This window comes from Tautonia plasticadhaerens, assembly GCF_007752535.1.
GTDB classification, from domain to species: Bacteria; Planctomycetota; Planctomycetia; order Isosphaerales; family Isosphaeraceae; genus Tautonia; species Tautonia plasticadhaerens.
The window spans coordinates 1,734,346-1,747,552 of the sequence record NZ_CP036426.1; the positions used below are offsets into that span (position 1 = coordinate 1,734,346).

General features: G+C 68.8%; 10 protein-coding genes. 4 read left to right on the forward strand and 6 right to left on the reverse strand.

What is annotated here, in order from left to right; all coding sequences use genetic code 11:
* The first annotated feature begins 40 nt into the window (after positions 1–40).
* From ElP_RS06760 to ElP_RS06770, 3 genes are all read left to right on the forward strand, one after another.
* Positions 41–961: a PP2C family protein-serine/threonine phosphatase gene (locus ElP_RS06760; protein WP_145267888.1), complete on the forward strand. Its 921-nt coding sequence runs from the start codon at positions 41–43 to the stop codon at positions 959–961.
* A gap of 171 nt (positions 962–1,132) precedes the next feature.
* The gene (gene nuoL, locus ElP_RS06765; RefSeq protein WP_145267889.1) at positions 1,133–3,376 is read left to right on the forward strand and encodes an NADH-quinone oxidoreductase subunit L; all 2,244 of its coding nucleotides are present in this window, start codon (positions 1,133–1,135) and stop codon (positions 3,374–3,376) included.
* A gap of 33 nt (positions 3,377–3,409) precedes the next feature.
* Complete coding sequence (locus tag ElP_RS06770) at positions 3,410–5,086, forward strand: complex I subunit 4 family protein (RefSeq protein ID WP_145267890.1); 1,677 nt, start codon at positions 3,410–3,412, stop codon at positions 5,084–5,086.
* A 22-nt stretch (positions 5,087–5,108) separates the two neighbouring features.
* Here the strand turns inward: ElP_RS06770 and glmS are convergent, their stop codons facing one another.
* The 5 genes from glmS to ElP_RS06795 all read right to left on the reverse strand — a co-directional run bounded on the left by glmS (position 5,109) and on the right by ElP_RS06795 (position 10,273).
* Positions 5,109–6,941, reverse strand: a complete 1,833-nt coding sequence (gene glmS, locus ElP_RS06775) for a glutamine--fructose-6-phosphate transaminase (isomerizing) (RefSeq protein WP_145267891.1) — start codon at positions 6,939–6,941, stop codon at positions 5,109–5,111.
* Between the two features lie 104 nt (positions 6,942–7,045).
* A complete protein-coding gene (locus tag ElP_RS06780; protein WP_145267892.1) occupies positions 7,046–7,825 on the reverse strand; it encodes a queuosine precursor transporter in 780 nt (259 codons plus the stop codon).
* A 77-nt stretch (positions 7,826–7,902) separates the two neighbouring features.
* On the reverse strand, positions 7,903–8,145 hold the full coding sequence (locus ElP_RS06785; RefSeq protein WP_145267893.1) for a hypothetical protein: 243 nt from the start codon (positions 8,143–8,145) through the stop codon (positions 7,903–7,905).
* A 19-nt stretch (positions 8,146–8,164) separates the two neighbouring features.
* Positions 8,165–8,524 carry a PspC domain-containing protein gene (locus tag ElP_RS06790; protein ID WP_145267894.1) on the reverse strand — a complete coding sequence of 120 codons (360 nt, stop codon included), beginning with the start codon at positions 8,522–8,524 and terminating at the stop codon, positions 8,165–8,167.
* A 309-nt stretch (positions 8,525–8,833) separates the two neighbouring features.
* A complete protein-coding gene (locus tag ElP_RS06795) occupies positions 8,834–10,273 on the reverse strand; it encodes a Gfo/Idh/MocA family protein (protein ID WP_145267895.1) in 1,440 nt (479 codons plus the stop codon).
* A 176-nt stretch (positions 10,274–10,449) separates the two neighbouring features.
* On the opposite strand from ElP_RS06795, the gene ElP_RS06800 reads away from it, so the two are divergent.
* Complete coding sequence (locus tag ElP_RS06800; protein WP_197446772.1) at positions 10,450–11,724, forward strand: DUF6807 family protein; 1,275 nt, start codon at positions 10,450–10,452, stop codon at positions 11,722–11,724.
* A gap of 149 nt (positions 11,725–11,873) precedes the next feature.
* Here ElP_RS06800 and ElP_RS06805 read toward each other — a convergent pair whose 3' ends face one another.
* The gene (locus ElP_RS06805; RefSeq protein ID WP_197446773.1) at positions 11,874–13,187 is read right to left on the reverse strand and encodes an SGNH/GDSL hydrolase family protein; all 1,314 of its coding nucleotides are present in this window, start codon (positions 13,185–13,187) and stop codon (positions 11,874–11,876) included.
* Positions 13,188–13,207: the final 20 nt, after the last annotated feature.

The following is a 13,207-nucleotide window of genomic DNA, read 5'->3' on the forward strand; positions in this document are numbered from 1 at the left end:
GGATCCGCCCGCCCGTCGATCGCCCCCGGGAGCGCCACCGATGCCCGTCATTGACTTCGACGAGCCGTCCTCGCCGATCGAGGACTCGACGATCGAATACCCGGCGACCGCCGAACGGCCCCTGCTCCGGGTCCGGACGCGGTGCGAGGGCCTGACCGACCGCGGCCTCAGGCGGGAGAACAACGAGGACAACTTCCTCATCGCTCGGCTGACCAAGCGGCTCGACGTCTGCCGCAGCAGCTTCGAACACGCCGGCCGCAGCCGGTTCGCCGAGGAGATCGCCCACCTCCTCGTCGTCGCGGACGGCCTCGGGGGGGCCGCGGCGGGCGAACGGGCCAGCGAGCTCTCCATCTCGACCATCGAGGACTTCGTCCTGAATTGCTTCAAGTGGTTCCTCCACTTCGAGCCCGGCGAGAAGGACGAGCTCGTCCGAGAGTTGAGGGATGCCCTCCGACGCGCCGACCATGATGTCTACCAGAAAGCCCGGGACGACCGTTCGCTCATGGGGATGGGCACGACGCTGACCATGGCCTACTCCGTGTTCGGGCAGCTGTATATCGCCCACGCGGGCGATTCCCGGGCCTACCTTCTGCGAGGCGGCACGCTCCGACGGCTGACCCGGGACCACACCTACGCGCAGATGCTCCTCGACGCCGGGGAGATCAGCCCGGAGGATGCCCGTCGGCCCGGCCTCCGGAATGTGGTGACGAACGTCGTCGGCGGGCCGAACGAGGGGGTCTACGTCGAGCTGCACAAGCTCGACCTGGAGGACGGCGACGCCCTCCTGCTCTGCACCGATGGCCTCACCGAGCCGGTGACCGAGGAGGACATCGCCGCCGACCTGTCCCGGTTCGACGACCCCGGCGGGGCGTGTCGGTCGCTCGTGGAGCGGGCCCTCAAGGCCGGCGGCCCGGATAACGTCGCGGTCGTGGTTGCCCGCTTTGCCCTCGACCGGGGGTGATCGGGTTGCGTCGCGTCCGTTAGGCCCTTGTCAGGGCCCCGGCCAATATGCCATAGTCCACCCATCTCGCCCCACGATCCCGTTCCCTATCCGGGAGCGGGCCCTCCCCGTTGGTCGATCGAGGCGGATCGGGCGACCGCCGTCCCGTCCCCTCGCGAGGCGATCCCGAAGATGAACCAGTGGCAAGGCTGGCTGTACGTCGCCGCCGTCTTGATCCCGCTGGGGGCGTTCGTCGTCCAGATCCTGGGCATCCGCCGGACGAGGCATGCGAACGCCCTGATCGCCACCGTCGCGATCGCCATCTCGCTACTCCTCTCGATGGTCGGCCTCGGGTCGTATTGGGTCGAGTCCGGCGGCATGGCGGTCCACCACGTCGAAGTGGGGGCGGCCACCCCGGGAGTCGAGGAGGAGGGCCATCCCGGCACGGGGGGCGGGAAGGTCGCCTGGACCGGGAGCTGGGACTGGGTCTCGCTGGGCGGCGGCCTCTCGCCGGATCGGGGTCCGCTGAGGATCCCGATCGGGATCTTCATCGACAACCTCGCGGCGATCATGTTCGTGATGGTGACGTTCATCGCGACGTTGATCCACGTCTATTCCATGGAATACATGGGGGGGGATCCGCGCCTCCCCCGGTACTTCGCCTACCTGTCGCTGTTCTGCTTCTCGATGCTCGGGCTGGTCGCGTCGAGCAACGCCTTCATGGTGTTCGTCTTCTGGGAGCTGGTCGGCCTCTGCTCGTACCTGCTGATCGGCTTCTGGTACGAGGACCGGTCGAACGCCGACGCGGCGAACAAGGCGTTCCTCGTGAACCGGGTCGGCGACGTGGGGATGCTCGTCGGCCTCGGGCTCCTCTGGACGCAGCTCGGCACGCTCGACATCGCCGAGATCAATTCGGGCCTGGCGAGCGTCGAGGCCAGGCAGGGGGACGACCTCGGCCGGATTGCCGCCGGGGAGCCGGCCGAGGAGCACGTCGTGGTACTGGGCGCCGGGGTCCGGGCGATCCCGCACTGGGTGCTCGTCCTGGCGGGGCTGGGGATCTTCGCCGGTTGCGTAGGCAAGAGTGCCCAGTTCCCGCTGCACGTCTGGCTCCCCGACGCGATGGCCGGGCCCACGCCCGTATCGGCCCTGATCCACGCGGCGACGATGGTGGCGGCGGGCGTCTACCTCGTCGGCCGGTTCTTCCCGCTCTTCACGGATGAAGTGTTGCTGATTATCGCCTATGCGGGCGGGATCACGCTGTTCATCGCGGCGACGATCGCGCTGGTACAGGTCGATTACAAGAAGGTGCTGGCATATTCGACGGTCAGCCAGCTCGGGTTCATGATGCTCGCCCTCGGGGTCGGCGGGTGGGCGGCCGGGCTGTTCCACCTGCTGACGCATGCCTTCTTCAAGGCGTTGCTCTTCCTGGGCGCGGGCAGCGTCCACCACGCGGTCCACACGTATGACCTCCGCCCGCTCGGCGGACTGCGGCGGAAGATGCCGATCACCTCGACGACGATGCTTCTGGCGACGTTGGCGATCTCCGGAGTGCCGCTCTTCAGCGGGTTCTACTCGAAGGATGCGATCCTCGCCTCGGCCATCCGATTCGTGGTCGATCGGCCGGGTCATGTCGCACTCCTCATCCTGCCCGCGATCGGCGCGGCGATGACGGCGTTCTACATGTTCCGGATGTGGTTCCTGCTGTTCTCGGGTCGGTCGAGGGGCTGGTCCGCCTCGGGCCTCGTCGCCGAGCACGGGCACGAGGACGACCCGGTCACCCGTGCCCACGAGGGCGGGCCCCGCATCACCTGGCCGCTCCGGATCCTCGCCGTGCCGACGGTGATGATCGGCTGGCCGCTGACGATCCTGCCGCTCACGATCGTCGGTCTGCCATTCCATCCGATCCTGGAGGACTGGCTGGCCTACGGGGCGCCTCTGTCGGCCCGGTCGATCGGCTCGGCCCACCTCTGGGCGGCGGCAACGTCAATCCTGGTCCTCGTCGTCGGGATCGGCCTGGCGTTCCTGGCCTACCACCCGAGCAAGACGATCCGCCGAATCGACCCGGCACGCATGGCCGGCCAGCTGGGCGGGCTCTACGGCCTGTTCGTCAACAAATGGTATTTCGACGAGGTGTACCAGGCCCTGTTCGTCCGGCCGACCCTGGCGATCGCCCGACTGGCGAGCCGGTTCGACCGCACGGTCATCGACGGGGTGGTCGAGGGCTCGGCCCGGGCGACGGTCGCGTTGAGCCTCCTGGATCGTCGGGTCGATCAATCGGTCGTCGATCGCGTCGTCACCCTGGTGGCCCGGCTCACGTTCGCCCTCGGTGACGCGGGCCGACGGCTCCAGACGGGCAGGGTGCGGGGGTACCTGATGGTCCTCTCGCTGGCCTTCATCGTGCTCTCGGTCGGCGTCTTCGTCTGGGTCATCCGCTAGGCCGGGGACGCCCCGGTTCGAGGTCGATCGATCATGAGCGACAACCTGCTGCTCAGCATGCTCTGGGCCGTCCCGCTGGTCGGCAGCGTGCTCGTCCTGTTCCTCCCGGCGCGGAACGACCTGGCCGTCAAGGCGACCGCGCTGGCGATCACCGTCCTGACCTTCGTCCTCGCCCTGGTTGCCTTCCAATCGTTCCTGGCTGCCGGGAGCGTGGGAGTGGACCTCCCGCTTTCGGAGCGGGCCGAACGCAATACGCTGACGGTCGACGAGGTCACTGGGTCGATTGCCGTGACCGACGAGCCCGGCGACTTCGTCTATCGAGGAGCCTGGATCTCGTACTTCAACGTCCAGTACTTCCTCGGTCTCGATGGGATCAGCATGAGTCTGGTCCTGCTGACCGGGTTGATCAGCCTGCTGGCGTGCCTGGCCTCCTGGGGGATCGACCGGGCGGTGAAGGGGTATTTCTCGCTCTTCCTGCTCTTGCTGTCGAGCATGTTGGGCGTCTTCCTGGCGCTCGACCTGTTCCTCTTCTTCGTCTTCTTCGAGTTCATGCTGCTGCCGATGTATTTCCTCATCGGCATCTGGGGGGGGGAGCGTCGGGAATACGCGGCGATCAAGTTCCTGCTGTACACCCTGTTCGGCTCGGTCTTCATCCTGGTCGCGATCCTGATCCTCTACTTCTACGCGCCCGAGGGGGGGGAGGCCCTCCACAGCTTCGACGCCCTCCGGCTGATGGCCTCGTCCGGGCACTTCTCGGGGACGATCTTCGGCTTCGGGGTCCAGTCGGTCGTCTTCGCCCTGTTCCTGATCGGCTTCCTGATCAAGCTGCCCGCCGTGCCGTTCCACACGTGGCTGCCCGACGCCCACGTCCAGGCGCCGACGCCGATCAGCATGATCCTGGCCGGGGTCCTGCTGAAGGTGGGAGGGTACGGGTTGATCCGCCTGGCCTGGCCGCTCGCGCCGATCGGGGCCTACGAGCTGTCCTGGACGGTCGCGGTCCTGGGGGTGGTCGGCATCCTCTACGGCGCACTGGCGGCGATGGCCCAGACGGACTTCAAGCGGCTGGTCGCCTACAGCTCGGTCAGCCACATGGGGTACGTCACGCTCGGCCTCGCGGTCATGAACCTCGTCGACCCGAGGTACTACGCCTACGGGGTGAACGGGGCGATGTTCATGATGGTCGCCCACGGGATCACCTCGGCGGGGATGTTCTTCCTCGTCGGGGTCGTCTACGACCGGCTCCATACCCGGGATCTCGACCGCCTCGGCGGCCTGATGGATCCGATGCCGGTCTACGGCGGCGTCACCATGCTGATCTTCTTCGGCTCGATGGGCCTCCCCGGCCTCTGCGGCTTCGTGGCCGAGGTGTTCGTGGTGCTCTCGGCGTTCAATTACAGCTACGGCCTGGCGGTCCTGGCCGCGGCGGCGGTCGTGCTCACGGCGGGATACATCCTCTGGACGATCCAGCGGGTGTTGCTCGGGCGGAACGAGGCGCATCGCGGCCTGCCCGACCTGAGCACGAGGGAGCTCGTCATCGCGGCCCCCCTGGTCGTACTGACCGTCTGGCTGGGAATCTTCCCCCAGACCCTGCTCGGGTGGATGAGCCCGTCGGTCGACCACATGGTGGCGACCGTGGCGGCCGCGAACGGCATCGAACCGGGGGAGGCCGCGGCGATCGCCGTTGAGCCCGAGTTCGCGCTCCCGAGGTGATCGAGACGAGATCCGGCCCGGCTCATTCCACCGTGACGCTCTTGGCCAGGTTGCGGGGCTTGTCGATGTCGCACCCCCGCAGCCGGGCGACGTGGTAGGCGAGCAACTGGAGCGGCACGATCGCCAGCAGCGGCTGGATCACCTCCGGGGCGTCGGGGATGCTCAGGACGTGATCCGCGAGGCCGGCCAGCGAGTCGTCCCCCTCGGTGCCGACGGCGATGACCGGGCCTCGCCGGGCCCGGACCTCCTCGATGTTGCCGAGGGTCTTCCCGTGCAGGCTTCCCCGGGGGGCGACGAAGACGCTCGGCGTTTCCGGGTCGATCAGGGCGATCGGGCCGTGCTTCATCTCGGCGGTCGGGTATCCCTCGGCGTGGAGGTAGCTGATTTCCTTGAGCTTGAGGGCCCCTTCGAGGGCGACGGGGTAGTGGAGATCCCGTCCCAGGAACAGGACGCTCCTGGCGATCGCCACCCGCTCGGCGGCGGCGATGACCTCCGGCTCGCGATCCAGGATCCGCCCGATGAGGTCGGGGGCCGACTCGATCGCCCGGAGCACCTCCATCCCGGCCGGGAAGGAGAGCTGGCGGAGGCGCCCGAGGTGCAGTGCCAGCATCGCCAGCACGGCGACCTGGGCCGAGAACGCCTTGGTGCTCGCGACGCCGATCTCGGGCCCGGCGTGCAGGTAGATGCCGCCGTCGGCCTCTCGGGCGATCGTGCTGCCGACGACGTTGCAGATCGCCAGCGTGGGGAAGCCCCGGCGCCGGGCCTCTCGGAGGGCTCCCAACGTGTCGGCCGTCTCGCCGGACTGGCTGAGGACGAAGACGAGGGTGCGGTCGTCGAGCGGGGCATTGCGGTAGCGGAACTCGCTGGCGTATTCGACCTCCACCGGCAGGTTCGCCAGGCGTTCGATGAGGTATTCTCCGACCAGGGCCGCATGCCAGCTCGTGCCGCAGGCGGCGAAGACGACCCGGCGGATCCGACGAAGCCGTGAGGCGGACAGGTTCAGCCCGCCGAACTGGGCGGTCGCCTCGGCGGGTCGGAGACGGCCCCTGCAGGCGTCCCGGATGGTCGACGGCTGCTCGCGGATCTCCTTCTGCATGTAGTGGGAGAATGAGCCGAGTTCCACCGAGTCCGGCTGCCAGTCGATCCGGTCGATCCTGGGGGTGATCGGCCCTCGCTCGCGATGGAAAATCTCGACTCTTGAGGGGCTCAGCAGCGCGACCTCGCCGTCCTGCAGGTAGGCGACCCGCCTGGTGTGGGCGGCGATGGCCGACGGGTCGCTGGCGAGGAAATGCTCGTCGTCTCCGAAGCCGACGACCATCGGGCTGCCGAGCCTCGCGCCGACGACCTGATCCGGGAAATCCCGACAGACGACGGCCAAGCCGTACGTCCCTTCCAGCCGGGGGAGGATCCGGAGGACCGCGTCGAGCGGCTCGACGCCGCCCGACAATTCCTCGGCAATCAGGTGGGCAATGACCTCGGTATCGGTCTGGCTGACGAGCCGGATCCCTCGTGCCCCGAGTTCCCGGCGGAGGTCGGCGTGATTCTCGATCACTCCATTGTGGACGACGGCCACCGCGCCCTCGCCGCCGAGGTGGGGGTGGGCGTTGGCGTCATCCGGGGGCCCATGGGTCGCCCATCGGGTGTGGCTGATCCCGCAGCGCCCGGCGGCGGGATCGGCCGCGAGCAGCGCCTCCAGATCGCGGACCCGGCCGGCCCGCTTCCGGACGACGAGCTCCCCGCCCCGCAGGGTCGCGACGCCGGCGCTGTCGTACCCCCGGTATTCCAGGCGTCTCAACCCTGCCAGCAGGATCGGGCCGGCGTCCCTCGGCCCGACGTACCCGACGATCCCGCACATGGGCCGTCCTCCGCCCGTAATTCGCCCCGGCCCTTCGATGATCCGGTCGGCGTGCTCCATCCTTGCGGCCCAGCGATCCTCCCGCCGAAGACGCGCGAGGGGGATCATGTCTGCAGGGAAAATGGGGTGAAATTCGTGTCGTAGTCGTAATAGTCCTCGTGCTCGACCCGCTTCAGGAAGCCGACGACGCGGTAGGTGACGGGGGTAGCGACGACCTCCCAGCCGACCTTCAAGAGGTAGTTGGCGATCATCACCCCGACGACGTCCTGGAGGGACCATCCTGGGCGGCCGAGGAAGGCGATCGGGTAGAAAAGCATGGAGTCGACCGCCTCCCCGGTCAGGGTCGAGCCGATGGTCCGGGTCCAGAGGAACCGACCTCCGGTCCAGAGCTTCATCTTGGCCAGGGTGTACGAATTGACGAACTCGCCGCCGAAGAACCCCGCCATCGAGGCGAGGATGATCCGCCAGGTCCCGCCGAAGACCGTCTCCCAGATCTCCTGATTCGGCCAGGACGACGCGGCCGGGAGCGCCAGAACCACCTGGCTGACGAGGGCCGCGAACGCCAGCGCGCCGAACCCGGCCCAGACCACCTTGCGGGACCGCTTGTAGCCGTAGACCTCGGTGAGGATGTCGTTGAACAGGTAGCTGATCGGGAAGAAGAGCACGCCCGCTCCGAAGACGAACCCCCCGAGCTCGACCCGCTTCGGGGCCGAGATCAGGTTCGTGCAGAGCAGCACGGTGACGAAAGCGGCCATGATCAGGTCGTAGTAGCGATAGACCCTCCCATAGCCCTTCGGCAGGCCGGTGGGCCGGTGGGTCGCCGACGGGGGGGCCTCGGCCGTCGGGGGAAGGCGGTCGAGGCCCGGTTCGTGCTGCGACTCCATGGGGCGCGTTCCGTCCGAGGGGGTGGCGGGCCGGGCTGAGCCCACCGATGGAGTCCCGGTCAAGTCACCTGGGGAATTCAGCCCCGGAGCTCGTCGGCCCGATCGCGAGTGCGGGATCGGGACGGCCGTGGCGTGCTGAGGCTCAGGCCGATGGCCACCATCGCCAGGCCGAGGGCCACGCCGATGTAGGGCAGCCATCCGAGCGGTGGGGGAAGAAGCGGCCGCCCTCGGCGACCTTCCCAGAGGATCAGGCCGATGCAGACGAGCTCCAACGCCGGTCCGATCAGGCGTAGCGCCAGGCCGATCCGTGCGGTCGTCATCGTCGGGCAATCCCCCGCCTCAGGCCGTCCAGCGATCCGCCCCGTCCTCCGTCGGGATGACCAGCGCCATGATGATATACAGGACGATCCCCGGGACGCCAGCCGTGAAGACGGTGAACGCGGCGAAGGCGATCCGGATCCAGGTCGGGTCGATCCCGATGAACCGGCCGAGCGCGGCGCAGACTCCGGCGATCATCCGGTCGTCCGTCGGCCTCCGCAGGCTGCCGAGACCGCCAGCTGCCTTGGACGGCCCCACGTCCCAGGGCGAGGAGACGTCCCCCCGGGGCTCGGGACCGGGACCGAGCCAGGAGAGGCAGTGCTTGCATTTGATCGCCTCGTCCTGGATCTCCTCGGCACAGTAGGGGCACCGTTTCGCCATCGTCCCCGGACCTCTCGATCGTTTCCCATCAAGCCGGCCGCCGCCTCGACGGCCTCTCCGGGGAACCATTCGCCCGGCGGCGGGGGAGCTTGAGTCGAGACCGGCCCGGGTCGGAGGCGAGGTCGTCCGGTTCGACGCCCCATTCCGAAGCTGCTTTCGATTCCCGGAACCGCGATTCAGGGGCATCGACCAGGCGGCCGGACTCGGGATCGCCTTCAGCTCCGTCCTTGGCGGGGGACCGGCCAACCGGGCCTGGGCCGTCCCCCCCCGATCTGATTGGGGGGACGGCCCATACGTCGTACGAGGGGATCAGGCCAGCGTCTCCGGCACGACGAACGGCGCCCGGTAATCCCGGGAGAGCAGTTCGTCGGCCTGGGGATCGTTGATGAACCGCTCGGCGTCGCCGTCGAACCGGAGATTCCGGCCGAGGCGGTACTGCATGCCGTCGAGCGAGAGGCCGTTGTCGTCCTTGAGGTGCTCACACATGCGCCCGACGGTCTCCCGGGCGACGTCGTCGGTGCCGAGCGCCTCGTCGACGGTGTCGAAGGAGCGGGGCTCGCCGACCCGGTAGGAAAGGTTCGCCAGGTGGCAGAGGGCGCTGGAGACGTGCCCTTCGAGGATCTCGGCGTTGAGGTCCTCCTTCTTCCGGCTCCGGACGGCGGCGATGAAATTGCCGAAGTGGCCGTCACCAGGGCCTCGTTCAACCTCGACCTCGACCAGAGGCTCGGCCTCGTCGCTGCCCTTCGGGTAGAACTTGCCGCCGGCGACGGTGCCCTCCTCGAAATGGAGGATGTTGCCGACCTTCTCGCCCCGGTACTCGCCGGTCTCCAGGCCCCGGACCTCGAAGACGAGCTGGGTGTCGCCGTAATCCATGACGGTGATCTGGGTGTTCGGCGTCTCCCCCTGGTCCTCGTAGCCGAAGCGGCCGCCGAGGCTGACGACGCGAGTCGGGTAGGTGGGCCCGGGGATCATCCAGCGGGCGATGTCCATCTGGTGGACGCCCTGGTTACCGATGTCGCCGTTGCCGAAGTCCCAGAACCAGTGCCAATTGTAGTGCACGAGGTTCTCGTGGAACGGGTGGTCCTGCGCCGGACCGAGCCACAACGAGAAGTCCACCTCCGACGGTGCCGGACCGGTCGGCTTGAAGCCGATGCTGTTGCGAGGCTTGTAGCAGAGCGCCCGGGAGACGAGCAGCGGGCCGTACTTGCCCGACCGGCTCAGCTCCGCCAGCTCGGCCCAGGATCGGCTGGACCGGCTCTGGGTGCCGTGCTGGACGATCCGGTCGTACTTGCGGGCGGCCTCGACGGCGACGCGCCCCTCGTGGATGTTGTGGCTGCAGGGTTTCTCGACGTAGACGTCCTTGCCCGCCTGGCAGGCCCAGACCGCCATCAGGCTGTGCCAGTGGTTCGGCGTGGCGATCGAGACGGCGTGGACGTCCGGGTCGTCGAGCACCTGGCGGATGTCCTGGACCGTCTTCGGGCTATTCCCGGAGCGGTCGGAGACCTGCTTGACCCGCTTATCGAAGGTCCGGATGTCCGGGTCGACCAGGTGGGTGATGCGGACACCTTCCATGCCGGAGAACTCGCCGACGTGGGCGCCCCCCCGGCCGTTGAGCCCGGCGACGGCCAGGTTGATGGTGTCGTTGGCGCCGAGGATCCGGCCGCTGGCCTTGGTCCCCCCGATCGCGAACCCGGCACCGATGGCGGCCATCGAGCCCGTGAGGAACGTCCGTCGCGTCGATCGAGCCATGAGTCCGAGTCTCCCCTGCGACGAGAAGCCGGGAGGCCCGGCGGCCCCCCCCACCTCCCAGGATGCCATCTCCAACCAAGATTGAAAGAGGTTTTCCCACCTCGGCCCCGCGCCCGTGGCCGTCGGATCGGTTAGGATGGCCGCCGCCCGGAATCCGGACCAAGGAGCGTATCCCCATGCGTCGATTCATCGCCTCGTCCGCCGTCGCCGCGACCCTGCTCGCGGCCTTGCCCGATCCCTCGGTCGCCCAATCCGTCACCATCGAGGTCGAGGCCGGCGAGCACGACCGGTCCGGGCTGCCCGTCCGGGCGATCCTGCCGCTGCCGGACGACTTCTCGCCGGGAGACCCGATCGTCCTGACTGCCGAGGGCGGGACGGAGATCCTCGGGCAGCTCACCGCCCCCTCGCTGCTCGCCGACCGGACCCGGTTCGACGCCGCGTCGGGCCGGGTCGCCCTGGAGGTGAATTTCATCCCGGATCGGCTCGACGCGGGGGAGTCTGCCCGGTTCGAGGTCTCCCGGGGGGAAACGGGCTCCGGGTCCTCGACGTTCTCCTGGGAGGAGACGGACGAGGGGGACCGCCTTTCCTTCGGCTCGGACCCCCTGCTGCTCTACGTCCGCCCCGAACTGGACGAGTCGAGTCCTGAGACCCGTGAGCAGACCTACAAGCCCTTCCACCACCTGTTCGCCCCCGACGGCCGACGCCTCTCCAAGGGCCCTGGAGGACTCTACACCCACCACCGGGGCCTCTTCTTCGGCTACAACCGGGTCAGCTACGGCGACGGCAAGCAGGCCGACGTCTGGCACGCCCGGGGGAAGGCGTTCCAGTCCCACGAGGAGACCCTGTCCCGGGAGGCGGGACCGGTGCTCGGACGCCACCTCGCCCGGATCGACTGGCATGGGCAGGAGGGGGAGGTGTTCGCCCGGGAGACCCGGGAGCTGACCGCCTACGCAACCGTCGGCGGCCGGCTCATCGAGTTCGCCTCACGGGTGGAGACGACCGGGGGGCCGGTGATGCTCGACGGCGACCCCCAGCACGCCGGCGTCCACTTCCGCGCCGACAATCACGTCGCCGACGAGACCAAGGGCCAGACCTACTACCTCCGCCCCGACGGCAAGGGCGCCCCCGGGGAGACTCGCAACTGGGAGCCAGATACCGGCCAGGGGCCGATCAATCTGCCCTGGAACGCCATGGGCATCGTGGTCGACGGCGAGCGCTATACCGTCTGCTACCTCGACCACCCCGAGAACCCCAAGGAGGCACGTTACAGCGAGCGCGACTATGGCCGATTCGGCTCCTACTTCGAGTACGAGTTGACGGAAGACCAGCCCCTGGAGATCCGCTATCGACTCTGGATCCAGGACGCGGAGATGACCCTCGAACAGGTCGCCGCCCTCGACGCCGACTTCGACGAACCGGCTTCGGTCCGGGTCCTCCAGGCCGGGGAGTGATCCGGTCGCAGCCCGAAACCCGGTCGACCCGAACGGAGGCGGGGCCGTCCCATCCCGGGGTGATCCGGGGCGTCGTGCATCCCTCCTCGTGGGCCGGGTCCCCCTCGCGACGTGCCTGCCCGACGTTCTGCCGGCCCCCGTCCCGGTCCTCAGGAGCCGGGGGATGGGGCGGGGATGGGCTCGATGAAGATCCTGAGCGCTTTGGGGCGGCAGAGGTCCCGGATCGGGCCCATCTGCTCTGCATCCTCGCCGGGGGGAGGGGGGGCATCCGGGGACGATTCGCCCCGGATCGAGGCACGGAAGGCACGGCCCTGGGCGTCCCGGAGGGAAGAGAGGAGTCCGAGGACCTGCCGGGATGCGGCGACGGTGGGGAATACGGGGATCGTGTTCAGGTCGATCCCCCGCGCGAGTTCCCCGGCGGAGAAGGAGCCGACCGGGCCAGGCTCCTCGCCCTCGAACGAGGCGAGCAGGCGATAGCGATCGCCTTCGAGGCCGGTCACGGCGAGCCGGTAGCGGTTCAGCAGGTCGCTGACCGAGTCGACTCGGAGCGACTCAGGGTCCCAGGCCGGGTCGATCGGCATCGGGAGGGGGGAGTCCCAATCGAAGGACACGGCTCCGTCGCGGTTCGAGACGTCTCGAACCGTCTCCGGCTGCGGCAGGCGGCCCGAGGCGTCGACGCGGATGTCCGCCACGACGGGGGGGGCGTCCCAAGCCTTCAGGAGCGTCTGGGCGATGAGCCAGTGCCCGGTCGTGTCGGGGTGGACGCCATCGGGGGAGAGGGACACGCTGGCCCGGTCGGCCCGGCGGAGTGAGAGGTGGGAATTGAAGGCGTCGTGGACGTCGGCGACGAGCAGGTCGTCGCCGCCGAGCGTCTCGATCCACTCCCCGAAACGGTCGAGGACCTCGTCATAGTCGGCGGACGGGTACCGATAGCCGAAATACGAGGCGTCGGGGTCTCCGACCTGGCGGCGGTAGGGGTCATACGGGGGTGGGGTGAGCAGGTCGATCCGGGCGTCGGCCTCGGCGTCCGCACGCTCGATGAGGCGGCGGATTCCGTCCTGATATCGGGCGAGGATCTCGGGATCGAAGGGATGGTAGATGCCGTCGTTCATCCCGTAGCAGGACACGACGCGGTCGGGGCGCCAGGCGGTCACGTCGCGGTCGAATCGGTCGTGGATGCAGGGCCGGGGGGACGGGTGGTCGGGCTCGCTGGTGCCGGCGACGGTCTCGCTGCTGAGTCCGTGGTTGATGACCGTGATGGTGCGGTCGGGGAACCTGGTCAGCAAGAACGCCTCGACGTACACGACATATCGGCCGGCCTGGGTGATGCTGTCGCCGATGAACACGACCCGATCGCCGTCCTGGGGGATCCCCGAGGCTTCTCGGGGGACCGGAGGGGGGACGGCGGACGGGCCGGTGCCGAGCAAGAGCAAGGGGACGAGGAGGGGAAGGATGGCGACCACGGTGGCGTCCTCGGGAGAGT